This is a genomic window from Streptomyces sp. NBC_01431, from assembly GCF_036231355.1.
Lineage (GTDB): Bacteria > Actinomycetota > Actinomycetes > Streptomycetales > Streptomycetaceae > Streptomyces.
In genome coordinates this window covers 4,423,343-4,440,713 of the sequence record NZ_CP109496.1, presented here as the reverse complement: position 1 = coordinate 4,440,713, position 17,371 = coordinate 4,423,343, and the positions used below count along the sequence as shown (strand labels likewise).

The 17,371-nt window shown below is 71.4% G+C and carries 15 protein-coding genes; 7 read left to right on the top strand and 8 right to left on the bottom strand.

What is annotated here, in order from left to right:
• Positions 1-89: 89 nt before the first annotated feature.
• The gene (locus OG522_RS20475) at positions 90-800 is read right to left on the bottom strand and encodes a 3-oxoacid CoA-transferase subunit B (protein ID WP_329467657.1); all 711 of its coding nucleotides are present in this window, start codon (positions 798-800) and stop codon (positions 90-92) included.
• A 20-nt stretch (positions 801-820) separates the two neighbouring features.
• Complete coding sequence (locus tag OG522_RS20470) at positions 821-1,603, bottom strand: CoA transferase subunit A (RefSeq protein ID WP_329464436.1); 783 nt, start codon at positions 1,601-1,603, stop codon at positions 821-823.
• A gap of 130 nt (positions 1,604-1,733) precedes the next feature.
• On the opposite strand from OG522_RS20470, the gene OG522_RS20465 reads away from it, so the two are divergent.
• From OG522_RS20465 to OG522_RS20455, 3 genes are all read left to right on the top strand, one after another.
• On the top strand, positions 1,734-3,434 hold the full coding sequence (locus OG522_RS20465; RefSeq protein WP_329464435.1) for an IclR family transcriptional regulator domain-containing protein: 1,701 nt from the start codon (positions 1,734-1,736) through the stop codon (positions 3,432-3,434).
• A gap of 175 nt (positions 3,435-3,609) precedes the next feature.
• Entirely contained in the window at positions 3,610-4,815 is a 1,206-nt protein-coding gene (locus OG522_RS20460) for a cytochrome P450 (protein ID WP_329464434.1), read from the top strand.
• Positions 4,816-4,844: 29 nt separating this feature from the next.
• Positions 4,845-5,939: a type III polyketide synthase gene (locus OG522_RS20455; RefSeq protein ID WP_329467656.1), complete on the top strand. Its 1,095-nt coding sequence runs from the start codon at positions 4,845-4,847 to the stop codon at positions 5,937-5,939.
• A gap of 65 nt (positions 5,940-6,004) precedes the next feature.
• Here OG522_RS20455 and OG522_RS20450 read toward each other — a convergent pair whose 3' ends face one another.
• Complete coding sequence (locus tag OG522_RS20450; protein WP_329464433.1) at positions 6,005-7,522, bottom strand: LCP family protein; 1,518 nt, start codon at positions 7,520-7,522, stop codon at positions 6,005-6,007.
• A 174-nt stretch (positions 7,523-7,696) separates the two neighbouring features.
• On the opposite strand from OG522_RS20450, the gene tatA reads away from it, so the two are divergent.
• The 4 genes from tatA (at position 7,697) to OG522_RS20430 (ending at position 11,909) form a co-directional block, all read left to right on the top strand.
• The gene (gene tatA / locus OG522_RS20445) at positions 7,697-7,975 is read left to right on the top strand and encodes a Sec-independent protein translocase subunit TatA (protein WP_329464432.1); all 279 of its coding nucleotides are present in this window, start codon (positions 7,697-7,699) and stop codon (positions 7,973-7,975) included.
• A gap of 19 nt (positions 7,976-7,994) precedes the next feature.
• Positions 7,995-8,957: a threo-3-hydroxy-L-aspartate ammonia-lyase gene (locus OG522_RS20440; protein WP_329464431.1), complete on the top strand. Its 963-nt coding sequence runs from the start codon at positions 7,995-7,997 to the stop codon at positions 8,955-8,957.
• A 91-nt stretch (positions 8,958-9,048) separates the two neighbouring features.
• A complete protein-coding gene (locus OG522_RS20435) occupies positions 9,049-10,854 on the top strand; it encodes a S9 family peptidase (protein ID WP_329464430.1) in 1,806 nt (601 codons plus the stop codon).
• Positions 10,855-11,090: 236 nt separating this feature from the next.
• Positions 11,091-11,909 (top strand): SURF1 family protein, encoded by an 819-nt coding sequence (locus OG522_RS20430; protein WP_329464429.1) that lies wholly within the window; start codon positions 11,091-11,093, stop codon positions 11,907-11,909.
• A 40-nt stretch (positions 11,910-11,949) separates the two neighbouring features.
• Here OG522_RS20430 and OG522_RS20425 read toward each other — a convergent pair whose 3' ends face one another.
• The 5 genes from OG522_RS20425 to OG522_RS20405 all read right to left on the bottom strand — a co-directional run bounded on the left by OG522_RS20425 (position 11,950) and on the right by OG522_RS20405 (position 17,319).
• The gene (locus OG522_RS20425) at positions 11,950-13,170 is read right to left on the bottom strand and encodes a hypothetical protein (protein ID WP_329464428.1); all 1,221 of its coding nucleotides are present in this window, start codon (positions 13,168-13,170) and stop codon (positions 11,950-11,952) included.
• On the bottom strand, positions 13,167-13,838 hold the full coding sequence (locus OG522_RS20420; protein ID WP_443074720.1) for a SigE family RNA polymerase sigma factor: 672 nt from the start codon (positions 13,836-13,838) through the stop codon (positions 13,167-13,169). Before OG522_RS20420 ends, OG522_RS20425 begins: the two co-directional genes overlap by 4 nt.
• A gap of 268 nt (positions 13,839-14,106) precedes the next feature.
• Positions 14,107-15,165 carry an aspartate-semialdehyde dehydrogenase gene (locus OG522_RS20415; protein WP_329464427.1) on the bottom strand — a complete coding sequence of 353 codons (1,059 nt, stop codon included), beginning with the start codon at positions 15,163-15,165 and terminating at the stop codon, positions 14,107-14,109.
• The gene (locus OG522_RS20410) at positions 15,162-16,433 is read right to left on the bottom strand and encodes an aspartate kinase (protein WP_329464426.1); all 1,272 of its coding nucleotides are present in this window, start codon (positions 16,431-16,433) and stop codon (positions 15,162-15,164) included. Before OG522_RS20410 ends, OG522_RS20415 begins: the two co-directional genes overlap by 4 nt.
• A gap of 340 nt (positions 16,434-16,773) precedes the next feature.
• Entirely contained in the window at positions 16,774-17,319 is a 546-nt protein-coding gene (locus OG522_RS20405) for an RICIN domain-containing protein (protein WP_329464425.1), read from the bottom strand.
• Positions 17,320-17,371 lie beyond the last annotated feature (52 nt).

Genomic DNA, 17,371 nt, shown 5'->3' with positions numbered 1-17,371 from the left:
AACGCGTAACGCGCCGCTGCGGTACGGGCCCACGCCGTGCCCCGGCGTGGCCGCCTCCCGCGCGGTGCCGTCGTGTCCCTGGGTGAGCGTCATCGTCCTGCCACCTCTCCTTCTGCTTGTGCCGCTGCCTCGGTCTCTGTCTCTGTTGCTGCCTGTGCCGCTGCCTCTGGTGATTCGCTTCGTGCGGTACGGATGCGAACCGGGGCCCCCGTCCTCGCGCGCACCTCTTCGGCCTCGACGCCGGGCGCCGTCTCGACCAGGACGAAGCCTTCGCCGGGGGTGACGTCCAGTACCCCCAGGTCGGTGATAACCCGGTGCACGCAGGCCCGGCCGGTGAGCGGCAGGGTGCACCGCTCCACGAGTTTCGGGGTCCCGTCCTTCGCGGTGTGCTCGGTCAGCGCGATCACCCGCCGTACCCCGTGCACGAGGTCCATCGCGCCGCCCATCCCCTTCACCAGGCGCCCGGGGACGGCCCAGTTGGCGAGGTCGCCGCCCGCCGAGACCTGCATCGCGCCGAGGATCGCGGTGTCGACATGGCCTCCCCGGATCATCCCGAAGGACAGCGCGGAGTCGAAGAACGCGGCCCCCGGCAGCACGGTCACCGTCTCCTTGCCCGCGTTGACGAGGTCCGGGTCCACGTCCGCCTCCAGGGGGTAGGGCCCGACGCCGAGGATGCCGTTCTCCGAGTGGAGCACCACGTCCACTCCCGGCGGCAGCCGCCCCGGCACCAGGGTCGGCAGCCCGATGCCGAGGTTCACGCAGCTGCCGTCGGGCAGTTCGGCGGCAGCGCGCGCCGCCATCTGCTCCCGGGTCCAGCCGCTCACCGTCCCGCCTCCCCTTCGCGCATCCCCTCACGCACCGTTCGCCTCTCAATTCCCTTGGATGCCGCCTGAGTTGGAGTCAACGGCACCACGCGCTGCACGAAAACCCCCGGCACGTGCACCGTGTCCGGATCGAGCTCGCCCGGTTCCACGAGGTGTTCGACCTCGGCGATCGTGACCCGTCCGGCCATCGCGGCCGACGGGTTGAAGTTGCGGGCCGCCCGGCGGAAGAGCAGATTGCCGTGCCGGTCGCCCTTCCAGGCCCGTACGAGCGCGAAGTCCGTGGTGATGCCATGCTCCAGGACGTGTTCGCGGCCGCCGAACTCCCGGACCTCCTTGGGTGCCGACGCAACGGCCACCTCGCCGTCGCGGCCGTAGCGCAGTGGCAGCCCGCCGTCGGCGACCTGGGTGCCGACGCCCGCCGGGGTGTAGAACGCGGGGATTCCGCAGCCGCCCGCGCGCAGCCGCTCGGCGAGGCTGCCCTGCGGGACCAGCTCCACCTCCAGTTCGCCGCCCAGGTACTGGCGGGCGAACTCCTTGTTGTCGCCGATGTACGAGCCGGTCACACGGGCGATGCGGCCGGCCGCGAGGAGGACGCCGAGGCCGCCGCCGTCCACGCCGCAGTTGTTGGAGACCACGCTCAGGGCGGTGGCGCCCTGGGTGTACAGGGCTGCTATCAGGACGTTCGGCACCCCGCTGAGGCCGAAGCCGCCGACCGCGAGGGAGGCACCGTCGGGGATGTCGGCCACCGCCGCGGCGGGGGCCGGTACGACTTTGTCCATGGAACGCTCTCGCCGTTTGGTCGTGTTCGCCAGATGAACTAAGGTTCAGAATTGCGCTCGCCCCGAGTGTGCGTTCAGCCGGTACGCGTGTCAACGCCCCGTGCGTCAACGCCCTGCCCCCGGAGGCCCCATGGACACCGCCCCCGCCGAAGCCGTCGGTCCGCTGATGCGCGGGGTGGCGGTCCTGCGCGCGCTCAGCGACGCGGACGGGCGGCTCAGCCTCGGCGAGCTGGTCCGGGCGACGGGCCTGGCCAGATCCACCGTCGACCGGGTGGTCGCGACCCTGGCCCGGATGGGCCATCTCCGCCTCGACGGGTCCAGCGCCACGCTCGCCCCACGCCTCATGGAGCTCGCCAACGCCTACCTGGGCGCGCTGCGGCTGCCCGCGCTGCTCGGCCCGCACGCGGTCCAACTGGCCGAAGAACTCGACGAGTCGGTGTCGTTCGCGGTGCCCGACCGCGATGGCATCCGCTTCGTCCACCAGAGCACCCGGCGCCGCGCGATGTCGCTCACCTTCCGCATCGGCGACCTGCTTCCCGCCGAACGCACCGCGCCGGGGCCGCTGTTCGCCGCGCACTGGTCACCCCGGCAGTGGCAGGACTGGCGCGAACAGCGCGCCGCCGGTCCGGCCGGTGCCGGTTTCCCCGCGGTCCCGTCCGGCACGGACACGGGGGCGGGGACGGGCAACAACACCGGCACCAGCACCCGCACCGGTTTCGAGCAGCGGGTGACCCAGGCCGTCGGCGGATTCGAGCAGCGGGTCGCCGCGGCCCGGCACGCCGGGTGGGCGGTGGACGACCAGCTCATCGAGCCGGGGCTCATCGCGGTGGCCGTGCCGGTGCGCGACGCGGCGGGCGCGCCCGTCTGCGCGGTGAGCGTGGTGAGTCACACCAGCCGGCACAGCGCGGCGTCCCTGCGCGCGGCGGTGCTGCCCCGGCTGCGCGAGACCGCCATGGCGATGGAGGCCGAGCTGCGCGGCGCGCCCGCCCCCACGCCCTCGGCGCCCCGCGCGCTCGCGGCCTGGACCTCCGCCTCCAAACAGGAACTCGGCGCGGAATTCGTGGAGTCGCTGGCCCGGGGTCTCACCGTGCTGACCGCGTTCGGCGAGGGCCGGGCCGAGCTCTCGCTCAGCGCGGTCGCCGAGGCCACCGGGCTCGCCCGCGCCACCGCCCGGCGCGCCCTGATCACCCTGCACCACCTGGGCCTGGTCGCCACCGAAGGCCGCACCTTCCGGCTCACCCCGCGCGTCCTGTCGCTGGGCTGCCCCCCGCTGTCCCGTACGGCACTGCCCGACATCGCGGCGCCGCACCTGGCCGCGCTGGTCAGCACCCTGCACGACTCGGCCTCGCTCGCGGTGCTCGACGGCGACGCCATCCAGTACACGGCCCGGGTCGCCACCAGCCGGATCATGAGTGTCAACATCACCCTGGGCACTCGCTTCCCCGCGTACGCCGCCTCGATGGGCCGGGTGCTGCTCGCGGACCTGCCCGCCGCGGAACGCGCGGCCCGGCTCGGCCGCATGGAGCTGCGGGCGCTCACGCCGCGCACCCTCACCTCCCCGGCCGCGCTGGCCGCCACCCTGGACGAAGTGGCGGCCCAGGGGTACGCCCTGGTGGACGAGGAGTTGGAGGAGGGGCTGCGGTCGATCGCCGTACCGGTACGCGGCCCTGACGGGCGGGCGGTGGGGGCGGTGAACGTGGCCATGCACACGACCCGGCGCACGGTGGCGGAGTGTGTCGCCGAGGTGCTGCCGGTGCTGCGCGGTGCGGCGGCCGCGATCGAGGCGGACCTGGGTGTCGTGGGCCGCTTCTGCCGCATCCCGCTGTCGTGACGGACACCCGTGTGCCGACCCCGGAATCCGGGCCGACCCCCGCTTGTCACCCTGGCTCCGCAAATATCCCTCTAATCGGTTAATTCGGTGGATCGCGGACATGTTCATGACCCAAATCGGGGATACAGGGCTAGTCCACTGCACAGCCTGTTCCTGACACACCGGAGTACGCCTCGTGAAGACCAGAGACACCGTGTGGAGCTGCCCTTTCGATTATGCGGAGGCCCTTGAGTTCGATCCGCAGCTCGGCCGGATGCTGACGGACGAGCCCGTGGCGCGGATCCGGATGGCCTACGGCGAGGGCGAGGCCTGGCTGGTCACGCGGTACGAGGACGTGCGGACGGTGACCACCGACCGCCGGTTCAGCCGCAGCGCGGTCACGGGCCGGGACTTCCCCCGGATGACCCCGGAGCCCATCGTGCAGGCCGAGTCGATCAACCTCATGGACCCCCCGGACAGCACGCGGCTGCGCGGCCTCGTCGCCAAGAGCTTCACCCCCAAGCACGTGGCGCGGATGCGCGAGCGCACCCAGCTGGTGGTGGACGAGCTGCTCGGGCGGATGGCCGCCCAGGGCTCACCCGCCGACTTCGTGGAGCACGTCGCCGCCCCGCTGCCGCTGGTCACGATCTGCGAGGTCCTCGCGATCCCGGCGGACGAGCGGGACTGGCTGCGCAGCCACGCGCTGACCATGATGAACATCGGCGCCGCCGCACGGGAGGCGGCCGTACGGGCCAAGGCCGAACTGCGCGCCTACTTCACCGACCTCACCGCCGCCCGCCGGCGCGCCCCCGGCGACGACCTCATCTCCACCCTCGCCACCGCCCGCGACGGCGACGAGCTCCTCGACGACCAGGAGCTCGCCGTGATGGCGATGGTCCTGCTCATCACCGGCCAGGACACCACGACCTACCAGCTCGGGAACATCGCGTACACCCTGCTGACCAAGCCGGACATCCTCGACGCCCTGCGCGCGCACCCCGACCGCTTCCCCTCCGTCCTCGACGAGCTGCTCCGGTTCATCCCGTTCCGCAAGGGCGTCGGCATCCCCCGCGTCGCCACCGAGGACGTCGAACTGAGCGGGGTGCTCATCAAGACCGGGGACGTCGTCCACGTCTCGTACCTCACCGCCAACCGGGACACCGTCAAGTTCGACCGGCCGCACGAGGTCGACCTGGACCGGGGCGCCGTCCCGCACATGACGTTCGGCTGGGGCGCGCACCACTGCCTCGGCGCCCCGCTCGCGCAGATGGAGCTGGAGGTGGCGTTCACCTCGCTGCTGACCCGCTTCCCCTCACTTCGGCTCGACGGCGGCGCCGGTGAGGTGCCGTGGAACACCCACTCCATCTGGCGCTACCCACTGGCTCTTCCGGTCGCCTGGTGACCAACCGTCCACCGAAGAAGGGAAGTTCGATGGCCACCCTGTGCCGACCGGCGGTCGCCGTGCCCGACCACGTCATCACCCAGGAGCAGACCCTGGCGCTCGCGCGCGAGACGCACGCCGAGCACCCCCAGCGCGATCTCGTACTGCGACTGATCGAGAACACCGGCGTCCTGACCCGCCACCTCGTCCAGCCCCTGGAAGAGACCCTGAGCCATCCCGGCTTCGAGCGCCGCAACCGCGTGTACGAGGTCGAGGCGAAGGCCCGGGTGCCCGAGGTGGTGCGCCGCGCCCTCGCGTACGCCGAGGTCGAGACGGTGGACATCGACCTGATCGTCTACGTGTCGTGCACGGGCTTCATGATGCCCTCGCTGACCGCCTGGCTCATCAACACGATGGGCTTTCGCACCGACACCAGACAGTTGCCCATCGCCCAGCTCGGCTGCGCGGCGGGCGGCGCCGCGATCAACCGCGCGCACGACTTCTGCACCGCCTACCCGGGCTCCAACGTGCTGATCGTCTCGTGCGAGTTCTGCTCGCTGCTCTACCAGCCCACCGACATCGGCGTGGGCTCACTGCTCTCCAACGGCCTGTTCGGCGACGCCCTTTCGGCCGCGGTCGTACGGGGCGACGGCGGCACCGGCATGCGGATGGAGCGGAACGCCTCGCACCTGGTGCCGGACACCGAGAACTGGATCTCGTACGCCGTGCGCGAGACGGGCTTCCACTTCCAGCTCGACAAACGCGTCCCGGGCACCATGGAAATGCTCGCCCCGGCCCTCAAGTCCCTTGCCGCGGACCACGATTGGGAGGTCGGCGAGCTCGACTTCTACATCGTGCACGCGGGCGGCCCGCGCATCCTGGACGACCTGTGCCGCTTCCTCGGGCTCGGCCCGGAGATGTTCCGCTTCAGCCGCAACACCCTGACCGAACGCGGCAACATCGCGAGCTCGGTGGTCTTCGACGCCCTGGCCAGGCTCTTCGCCGAGGGCGGCATGACGCAGGGCGCCCGCGGCCTGATCGCCGGCTTCGGCCCCGGCATCACGGCGGAAATGGGCGTGGGCCGCTGGCGCGCGGACGAGCCGCGGCTGCCCCCGGTCCGCGAGGTGGCAGCCGTACGCGGTTGAGATCCCGCTCGGTGGGCGGGGCGGGGGCGGCCCCGGCCCCGCCTTACCCGTAGGAGGGGTTCGAGTTACCCGTAGGAGAGGTTCGAGCAGATGTTGTCGTCGGCCGAGCGGGCCTTGTCGGCGACCGACGAGGGCACCGCGGCGGGCGCGCTGGGCGCGGAGCTCGTGCCCCCGCCGCTCTCCTCGTACTTCGTGCCGACGATGACACTGAGACCGGGCGCCTTCGACTTGCGCAGCAGTGCGCCGGGGAAGTGCGTGGCGAGCGTGTTGGCCTTCGCCTCGTCGTTCGCGCCGTACTCGATGACGGTGTGCGTGTAGTCGTGGGTGGCGGCAGTGGTGGCGCCGGTCACGGTGAAGCCCGACGCCTTCAGCGAATCGGCGACCTTGCCGGCCAGGCCCTTGGCGACGGTGCCGTTGTAGACGGCGACCGCGATGCCCTGCCCGGCGGCGCCCGGGGCGCCGGCCGAGGCGGACGGGCTCGGCGAGGCGCTCGCGCCCTTCGCCCCCGCGTCCTGGCCGTCGACGGTGCGGTCCGCGCGCAGCGCGGCGAACAAGGCGTCCGCCTCCGGCTTGACGACCGCGACGCGCGCGCCCTCGTAGCGCCAGGGCAGGGTCACGAACTTGGTGTTGTGCAGATCGATGTCCTTCATGGACATCGCGAACGAGATCAGCTTGTCCGCGGAGCCGAGGCCCGAGTCGACGGTCATGGACTTGGTGGCGGCGCTGGCGAGCGGCAGCAGGCTGGTCGGGTCCAGGCCGTTGCCCTTCACCTTCTTTATCAGGCTGCCGACGAAGGCCTGCTGGCGCTGGATCCGGCCTATGTCGGAGCCGTCGCCGATGCCGTGCCGGATGCGCACGTAGTCCAGGGCCTTCTGGCCGGCCACGGTCTGCGGACCCTTGGCGAAGATCAGGCTGCCCTTGTGGTGCAGGTTGGGGTTGAGGTCGCCCTGGTAGACGTCGTTGGGGACGCAGACCTGGACGCCGCCGACGGCCTCCGTCATCTTCGAGAAGCCCGCGAAGTCGACGACCACGGTGTGGTCGACGCGCAGCCCGGTCAGCTTCTCGACGGTGTTCTGGGTGCAGGCCGGGTTGCCCTGCACCGTCTCACCCACCTCGAACGCCGAGTTGAACATCACACCGTGCTTGGTGGTGGTCCAGCTGCCGTTCGGCAGCTTGCACGGGGGTATGTCGACCAGGGAGTCGCGGGGTATGGAGACGGCGACGGCATGCTTCTGGTCGGCGTACACGTGCATCAGGAACGCGGTGTCCGAGCGGCCGATGTCGCCGGTGCCGTGGCCGTACTGGGCGTTGTCGCCGGAGCGCGTGTCCGAGCCGATGACCAGGACGTTCGAGCCCTTGGTGGAGGCAGCGGGGCGCTCCGCGGAGACGCCGCCGTCGTCGAAGGTCTTGATGTTGCCGTTCAGCTGGAAGTAGACCCAGCCACCGCCGGCGACCGCGAGGACGACGACCGAGAGCGCGGTGACCCCGGCGATACGGGCACGGCTGCGTTTGCCGCGGCGCCGCGGTGCGGCGGCGCCGCCACCCTCACGCCTGCTTGCTCCCGCTTTGTGGCTGCCGGCCATCGGACCCCTCATCCCTCAGGTACGCCTCTTCTGTAGAGGAGACGGTGAGTCGCACGCTCTGGTTGTACAGTTGCGCAATGTAGCAAGTCTCACTGAGAGACATCAGCCCCAGCCGTGCGACGAAAACGGCTGGACGAAAACGGCTGTAGGACGCGAACGAGGAAGGACGGCGGGATGTTCCTGCGCAATGGGCTGGAGCCCTGGCATCTGCTGATCGTGGCCGTAGTACTGATCCTGCTGTTCGGCTCCAAGAAGCTGCCTGACACGGCACGTGCGCTGGGGAAGTCCCTGCGCATCCTCAAGAGCGAGACCAAGGCGATGCGCGAGGACGACAAGGGACCCGCGCCCGCTGCCGCCACCCCGCAGGTGACCCCGGCCGCGGCCCCGGTCCAGACCGCGGCCCAGACCGCGGCCCAGACCCCCACGGACACGCCTCCGCACCCGGCACAGTAGCCCCGTACGCTCCGAAGGCATGGAGCAGCTGCCGACATACGACGATGTGGTCCGCGCGCACGAGCGGATCTCCCCGCACGCCCACCGCACCCCGGTCCTGACCTCGCGGCTCACCGACGCCGAGCTGGGTCTGAGCCTCTACTTCAAGTGCGAGAACCTCCAGCGCATGGGGGCGTTCAAGTTCCGCGGCGCCTTCAACGCGCTGTCGCGGTTCACCGCCGAGCAGCGCCGCGCGGGCGTGGTCGCCTACTCCTCCGGCAACCACGCCCAGGCCGTGGCGCTGTCCGCGGCCCTGCTCGGCATCCCCGCGACCATCGTCATGCCGCACGACGCCCCCGCCGGCAAGCTCGCCGCCACCCGCGGGTACGGGGCGGACGTGGTCCTGTACGACCGCTACACCGAGGACCGCGAGGCCATCGGGCGGGCGCTGGCCGCCGAGCGCGGCCTGACGCTGATCCCGCCCTACGACCACCCCCACGTGATGGCCGGCCAGGGCACCGCCGCCAAGGAGCTCTTCGAGGAGACCGGCCCGCTCGACGCGCTGTTCGTGCCGCTCGGCGGCGGCGGGCTGCTGTCGGGCACCCTGCTGTCGGCGGGCGCGCTCGCGCCGTCGTGCGAGGTGTACGGGGTCGAGCCGGAGGCGGGCGACGACGGCCGCCGGTCCCTGCGCGCGGGCTCCGTCGTCCACATCGACACCCCGGCGACCATCGCCGACGGCGCCCAGACCCAGCACCTGGGCGCCCACCCCTTCCCGGTGATCCGCGACCGCGTGACGGACATCGTGACGGCCACCGATGCCCAACTCGTCGACTGCATGCGGCTGTTCGCGACCCACATGAAGATGGTCGTCGAGCCGACGGGCTGTCTGGGCCTCGCGGCGGCCCGCGACCTCGCGGAGCGCTACCGCGGCAAGCGGGTGGGCGTGATCATCAGCGGTGGCAACGTCGACATGGACCGTTTCGTGGAACTGCTGGGCCGCTGAATCCCCGGCCTTGACCGAGGTCCGCCATGAGTTGTCCACAGGCTCGGGGGGACGCGGACGGGCTGTCGGTGCCACGGAGCATGATGGGGTCATGAACGAGATGCCGGATTGGGAGAAGCGGTTCAGGGCGCCCCGGGTGGGGCTCCCCGACTGGGCGGAGGACGCCCCGGACCGCTCGCTGTTCGTGTCGAACGCGACAGGGACGTACGAGTTGTACGCATGGGACCGCACCACCGGCGCGCAGCGCCGGGCCACCGACCGCCCGAACGGGACGACCGACGGCGTGCTGACGCCGGACGGCGAGTGGATCTGGTGGTTCAGCGACACGGACGGCGACGAGTTCGGCGTGTGGCAGCGCCAGCCGTTCGGGGGCGGCGACGACGAGCCGGCCGTGCCCGGTCTCGAACCGTCCTACCCGGCGGGCCTCGCGCTCGGCCGGGACGGCACGGCGGTGGTCGGCCGCTCCACCGACGAGGACGGCACGACGATCCACGTCGCCCGCCCCGGCTCCGCCCCGGTCGAGATCTACCGGCACCGCGAGTCGGCGGGCGTGGGCGACCTCTCCCACGACGGGACGCTGATCGCCATCGAGCACACCGAGCACGGCGACGCGATGCACTCCGCGCTGCGCGTGGTGCGCCCGGACGGCTCGACGGTCGCCGAGCTCGACGACACCAAGGGCGGCACCGATGAACTCGGCCTGGAAATCCTCGGGTTCGCGCCGCTGACGGGCGACACCCGGCTGCTCGTCGCGCACCAGCGCCGCGGCCGCTGGGAGCCGATGATCTGGGACGTGGCCTCCGGCGAGGAGACCGACCTCGCGCTCGACCTGCCGGGCGACGTGTCCGCCGAGTGGTACCCGGACGGCTCGGGGCTGCTCGTCGTCCACGGCTTCGAGGCCCGCAGCAGCCTGTTCCGCTTCGATCTGGCGACGCGTTCGCTGATCGAGATCGACACCCCGGCCGGCTCGGTGTCGGGGGCGACGGCCCGGCCCGACGGCACGGTGGAGTACCTGTGGTCGTCGGCGGCCAGCCCCTCCGAGGTGCGCTCCACGACGGGCGAGGTCGTCCTCGATCCTCCCCCAAGCTCTGAAGGAGCAGGGGGGACCCCCAGCTTCAAGGCGCCCGCCTCCGTCCCGGTGCAGGACGTCTGGGTGGAAGGGCCCGGCGGCCGCATCCACGCCCTGGTCCAGCGCCCGGCCGGCGAGGGCCCCTTCCCCACCGTCTTCGAGATCCACGGCGGTCCGACCTGGCACGACAGCGACGCGTTCGCCTCGGGCCCGGCTGCCTGGGTGGACCACGGCTACGCGGTGATCCGGGTCAACTACCGCGGCTCGACGGGGTACGGGCGGGAGTGGACCGACGCGCTCAAGCACCGGGTCGGACTCATCGAGCTCGAAGACATCGCGGCGGTCCGCGACTGGGCCGTCTCCTCGGGTCTGGCCGACCCCGCGCGCCTCGTCCTGGCGGGCGGATCCTGGGGCGGCTACCTCACCCTGCTCGGCCTCGGCACACAGCCGCAGGCGTGGGCGCTGGGACTCGCGGCGGTGCCGGTCGCGGACTACGTCACGGCCTACCACGACGAGATGGAGGCGCTGAAGGCGATGGACCGCACGCTGCTCGGCGGCACACCGGAGGAGGTGCCGGAGCGTTTCACGGCGTCCTCGCCGCTCACGTACGTCGACGCGGTGAAGGCGCCCGTCTACATCTCGGCGGGCGTCAACGATCCGCGCTGCCCGATCCGGCAGGTGGAGAACTACGTGGACCGCCTCGCCGAGCGGGGGGCGACCCATGAGGTGTACCGGTACGACGCCGGGCACGGGTCGCTGGTCGTGGAGGAGCGCATCAAGCAGGTCCGCCTGGAGCTGGACTTCGCGGCGCGACACCTGCCGGGCTGATTCTTCTCCACCCCGTCCTTTCCCGAGGCCCTCGGGGGGTTGCAGGCGTATCCGGGGCTCCGCCCGGCAGCAACCCCGCCAGGGGGCGGGGAACCGCGCGAGCGGCCACATACGGCGCGCGGACGAAGTGAGAGGCGGGGGCCCGGGGGCGGAGCCCCGGGGGCCGGGGCAAAGACCGGGGTACTCGCGGGCACCCCGCGGCCCGGCCCCCCGGCAGGATTCCGTACCGTGGGGGTGTGTACCGGTTCCTGCTCACACCCCGCTGGTGGGGAATCCACGTCTTCGTCCTGCTCGCCATCCCCGTATGCATCTTCATGGGGTCCTGGCAGCTGGGCCGCTTCGAGGACCGCGTGCAGTCCCACAACGCGGCCGAGAAGGCCCCCGATCCCGCCACGCGGAAGGCCGAGCCGCTCGCCTCGCTGCTCCCCGTGGACCAGCGCACCTCCGGCCGCCCGGCCGCGGCGCGCGGCCGGTACGCCGAGCAGTTCCTGGTGCCCGGCCGCGAGGTCGACGGCAAGACCGGCAGCTACGTACTGACCCTGCTGCGCACCGACGGCGGCAAGGTGCTGCCCGTGGTGCGGGGCTGGATTCCCAAGGGCACCAAGGCCCCGGCCCCGCCCGCAGGCGAGGTGTCCGTCACCGGTGAGCTCCAGGCGTCCGAGAACGCGGGCTCCGACGGGGTGAACGCGGCGGGCGGCCTCCCGCCGGGCCAGGTCGGCATGATCAGCGCGGCGGCCCTGGTCAACCTGGTTCCGTATCCGGTGTACGACGCCTGGGTGACGCTGCCCAGCGCCGACGCCGGGATGACTCCGGTACCGGCGGCCGCGCCGCAGAACAGCGGGCTCGACCTGAAGGCGTTCCAGAACCTCGGCTACACCGGCGAGTGGTTCGTCTTCGCCGGGTTCGTGGTCTTCATGTGGTTCCGCCTGGTGCGGCGCGAGGCGGAAGCCCTGGAGGACGCCGAACTCGGCCTCGCCCCGGAGCCGGACGCGACGTCCGCGGACACCACGGCGGACACCCCCAGCGAGACCCCCTCGGCACCGCTTCCCGGCTGACCGGCAGCGCCGCGAGCCACCAGGCCGGTCGGGCAGGCGGCTACTGCGAGGCGACGGCCGGCTGCGTCGCCGCGTCCAGGACACCCGTCTTGTAGACCGTCCCGGCGCAGGCGTTCGGGATCTTCGCCTCCGCGGTCGGTGCGCCCGGCTCGGCGACGTGGGTCACCGCGACCGTGCCGTCCGCCGTCGCGCTCGGCGTACCGCCGTCCGTGCTGAACTGCGCCGTCCGGCCGCCGGCCGTGGTCGGCGCGGCGATCCCGCTGGTGCTGCCGTTGGGGGCCGCCGTCGGGCTCGGGCCGGGCGAGACCGGCGTCTTGGGGCAGGTGTCCGAGGGCACCCACGCGAACCGCACCTCGTACGCCGCGGCGGGGTTCAGCACCAGGTGCGTGGTCTCCTGCGAGGGGTCGGGCAGCCCGGCCGCCGGATCGCCCGCCGCGTGTTCCACGACAGTGATCTTCGAGGGGTTGGCCGCGCCCTGCGCCTGCACGTTGAACTTGCCGACCCCGCCGATCGCGCACTGCTTCTTCGACGCGTTGACGATGCGGAAGCTCCCGTACACCTTGCCGGTGGAGTCGGGCTTGCCGACGCTCGCCGACTTGACGCTCAGCGCGTCCGGCCCGCACGCCGGCGAGTTCGTCTGCACGGGTCCGCTGCCGACTCCGGTCGCGCCGCCCGCCGTGCCGCCGGTGGTGCCCCTGCCGGGCGTCGCGGGCATGCCCTTGCCGTCGGGTTTCCCGGGCGGCGTGCCCATCGCGGAGGGCTGATCGCCGTCCTGCACGCCGGTCGCCGGGTCGCCCGTCCGGATTCCGCCGGTGCCGGACGCCTGCTCGCCGTGCCCGGCGACGGCGGGCTGCTCGCCCGCGCTGCCCGCGGTGTTGGCGACGTGGATGAACGCCGGTACGGCGGTGGCCACGAGCAGCGCGGCCGCGACCGAGCCGACGACGGCCTGCCGCTTGCGGGTCCGGCGCAGGGGCACCGCGCCGCGCAGATGGTCGAGCGCCCCCTCCGAGGGCGTCAGGTCACCGACCGCGCCGTGCAGCAGGCTGCGCAGTGCCTGCTCCTCGGGCGAGTACGCCCCCGCCGGGACCGGCGGCAGGCCGTAGGGAGGGGTGCCGGTGTTGTTCTTGTCCGGCGTCTTGTCCACGAATCCGTATCCAGTCAGGTCGTTCAGGTCATTCGCGGGCCGCTGGTCCGGCCCGTTCTTCCCGTGCTCCCCGTGGTCCCCCGGCTGCCTGTTGCCGTACCTGTCGGGCCCGTTCATGCCGGTGCCTCCATGGCGACGCGCAGGGCGGCGATGCCGCGTGATCCGTACGCCTTCACCGAGCCCACGGATATACCGAGCGTCTCGGCGACCTGGGCCTCGGTCATGTCCGCGAAGTACCGCAGCCCGAGCACCTCGCGCTGGCGGCGCTGGAGCCCGCGCATCGCTTTGATCAGCGCGTCGCGCTCCAGTTGGTCGTACGCGCCCTCCTCGGCGCTCGCCATGTCGGGCATCGGTTTGGAGAGCAGCTTCAGTCCGAGGATGCGGCGGCGCAGCGCCGAGCGTGACAGGTTCACGACGGTCTGACGGAGGTAGGCGAGGGTCTTCTCCGGCTCGCGCACCCGGTTGCGGGCCGAGTGGACCCGGATGAACGCCTCCTGCACGACGTCCTCGCAGGAGGCGGTGTCGTCCAGGAGCAGGGCCGCGAGACCGAGCAGCGAGCGGTAGTGCGCGCGGTAGGTCTCGGTGAGGTGATCGACTGTGGTGCCGGCCGCCATCACCCCGTCAGCGCTCTCGTACGAGGTCGCCTGGGACGGTACGCGGGCGGGGCGGGTGGCGGGCATGGGCGCGATCACCGGCATGCCACCGGCCGCACCGGGGCGCCGGCGCGGACGGACGGTCGTCCCGCCGCGCACCGGAACCGCTCTGAAGTCGAGTACCTCTGCCACGCCTGTTGGACACGTTCCTCCCCGCCAGGGTTGTACGCGTACGACACCGTGTTTGGCGGTGCGACAAATGCCCTCATGCGTAACCGCTCTTCCCCAATGCCCCGATTTTTACGGCACCTTGAAGGGGCGACCGCATAGACGCTCCATGCCGGACTGCGGTTGCAGGGACATGGAAATGAATCGTGTAACAAGGCGTCGGTGCAGTTCAAGTGGTACAGACCAGCGACTTGCCCACAGAGCGTTCACAGATCGTACAAACCTGTAGCCCTCACCGGTCGGTGAATTCCCGGGCCGCCAACTCGGCGATGTGCGCGGCGTTCAGGGCCGTGCCCTTGCGCAGATTGTCACCGCAGACGAAAAGTTCCAGTACATGCGGATCGTCCGGCGAACTGCGCACCCGGCCGACCCAGGTGGGGTCGGTGCCGACCACGTCCACGGGCGTGGGGAAGTCGCCGACGGCCGGGTTGTCGAAGAGCACGACACCCGGGGCGGTCGCCAGGATCTCGTGGGCCCGCGCCACATCGACCTCGTTCTCGAAGCGGGCGTGCACGGACACGGAGTGCGTGGTGACGACGGGCACCCGCACACAGGTGGCGGCCACCGGGAGCCGCGGCAGGTCGAGCAGCTTGCGCAACTCGTCGCGCAGCCCCAGCTCCTGCGAGGACCAGCCGTCCTCGGCCAGCTCCCCGGCCCAGGGCACCACGTTCAGCGCGACCGGCGCCGCGAACGGGCCGAGCCCCTCGCCGACGGCGCGGCGCACATCACCCGGACTCGTGCCGAGCCCGGTCCCCGCGACCAGCGAGATCTGCCGCCGAAGCGCCTCGACGCCGGCCTTCCCCTCACCGCTGACGGCCTGGTACGTGGACAGGACCAGCTCACTCAGACCGAACTCGGCGTGCAGCGCGCCAACCGTGACGATCATGGCGAGGGTGGTGGCGTGCGGGCTCGCGACGATGCCGCGCGGGCGCATCCGTACCGCGTGGGGATTGAGCTCGGGGACCACGAGCGGCACGTCGGGGTCCATCCGGAAGGCGGACGAGCTGTCCACCACCACCGCGCCCTTGGCGGCCGCGACCGGCGCCCACTGGGCGGCGACCGCTTCGGGGACGAGGAACACCACGACGTCGGCCCCGTCCAGGGCCTCCTCGCTCAGCGCGAGCACCTCGCACTCCTCGCCCCGTACGAGCAGGGTGCGCCCGGCCGAGCGCGCGGACGCGACGAGGCGGACCTCGCCCCACACGTCCGCGTGCTCGGACAGGATCTGGAGCATCACCGCACCGGCGCCCCCGGTCGCACCGACGACCGCGAGCGCCGGTCTACGGGTCATCGCCCGGTGCCCCCGTAGACGACGGCCTCGTCGCTGTCGGAGTCGAGGCCGAAGGCGGAGTGCACGGCGCGCACGGCTTCGTTCACGTCGTCGGCGCGGGTGACCACCGAGATGCGGATCTCGGAGGTCGAGATGAGCTCGATGTTGACGCCCGCGTCGGAGAGCGCCTCGAAGAAGCCCGCGGTGACGCCCGGGTTGGTCTTCATCCCGGCGCCGACCAGCGAGATCTTGGCGATCTGGTCGTCGTAGCGCAGCGACTCGAACCCGATGGTGGGCTTGGTCCGCTCCAGGGCGTCGATGGCCTTGCGGCCCTCGGCCTTGGGAAGCGTGAACGAGATGTCCGTCAGACCGGTCGACGCGGCGGAGACGTTCTGCACCACCATGTCGATGTTGATCTCGGCGTCCGCGATGGCGCGGAAGATCGCCGCGGCCTCGCCCGGCTTGTCGGGCACCCCGACGACCGTGACCTTGGCCTCGGAGACGTCGTGGGCGACTCCGGAGATGATGGCGTGCTCCACCTGCTGGTCCCCTCGCGGTTCGTTGCTGACCCAGGTGCCCTGGAGTCCACTGAAGGACGAGCGCACATGGATCGGAATGTTGTAACGGCGGGCGTACTCGACGCACCGGTGCAGGAGCACCTTGGAGCCGGACGCGGCCAGCTCCAGCATGTCCTCGAAGGAGATCCAGTCGATCTTCCGGGCCTTCTTCACGACGCGGGGGTCCGCGGTGAAGACGCCGTCGACATCGGTGTAGATCTCACAGACCTCGGCATCGAGCGCGGCGGCGAGGGCGACAGCGGTGGTGTCGGACCCTCCGCGCCCCAGCGTCGTGATGTCCTTGGAATCCTGGGAGACGCCCTGGAAACCGGCGACGATCGCGATGTTGCCCTCGTCCAGCGCGGTACGGATCCGCCCCGGCGTGACGTCGATGATCCGCGCTTTGTTGTGGACCGAGTCGGTGATGACACCGGCCTGGCTTCCCGTGAACGACTGGGCCTTGTGGCCCAGGTTTTTGATCGCCATGGCAAGCAGTGCCATGGAGATCCGCTCTCCGGCGGTCAGCAGCATGTCGAATTCCCGCCCGGCAGGCATGGGTGACACCTGCTCCGCGAGCTCGATCAACTCATCCGTCGTGTCGCCCATCGCGGAAACCACGACGACCACCTGGTGGCCGTTCTTCTTGGCTTCCACGATCCGCTTGGCGACGCGCTTGATGCCTTCGGCATCGGCAACGGAGGAGCCTCCGTACTTCTGCACGACAAGGCCCACGTGCGCTCCTCGCTCAGTTCATTACTGGGTCGGCTCAGTCTAACGAGCGGGCCGGATTCGCCCGCGCCGTATCACTCCGTGAGATGTCCCGCTCACGAATTGATCACCGGGCGCTGTTCCGGACCGCTCGCACGGTCCACCTGCCCTTTTCCATGCCGGGTACGCGGACTGTGGGCGGCGTCACAGGCCCCCACGGCGGACGAGGACTGCGACCAGATAGCCGAGCCGACCGGTCACCCCACAAAAAAAAGGGGGGCTGGGCGAAGCCCACCCCCCCCCTGAAGACCAAACCAAACCCTGGTCACGGGTCCCGGGTCCCGAGACCCGGAAAAACGTATGGCTACTGACCCACGAACTGCTGGTAGTTCATGCCGTTGCAGCCGAAGGACCGCAGGCCGTAGGCGCCGCTGTCGTCTATGCAGCGGCCGGTGTTCTCGTTGCGGAAGGTCAGGGTGCCGTTGCCGTTGTAGTAGATCTCCCAGCGCTGGTAGTTCATGCCGTTGCAGCCGAAGGAACGCAGGCCGTAGGCGCCGCTGTCGTCTATGCAGCGACCCGTGTTGCCGTCCTTCATGACCCAGTTGCCGTTGGACTGGCCGTACAGGCCCCAGTACTGGTAGTTCATGCCGTTGCATCCGAAGGCCCGCAGGCCGTAGGCGAAGCTGTCGTCTATACAGCGGCCCGTGTTGAGGTTCCTGAGCGCTCCCGCGTCGAGGGCGTGGACCGGCTGGGCGCCGGGGCGGAGCTGAGTGGAGTGGGCGAGCGGGGCCGGGACCGACGGTGTGGCCGCCGAGGCCGTACCGGTGCCGGCGAAGGCGAGGGCCGCCGAGGCGGCGAGCGCTCCCGCGATCTTGGCCGCGCGCAGCGGCAGCCGCGTAAGGAGGTTCATGGTCGTCTCCTGTCCAGAGGGTGCCGCCCCAGAGGCTGGTGCGGCGGTCACC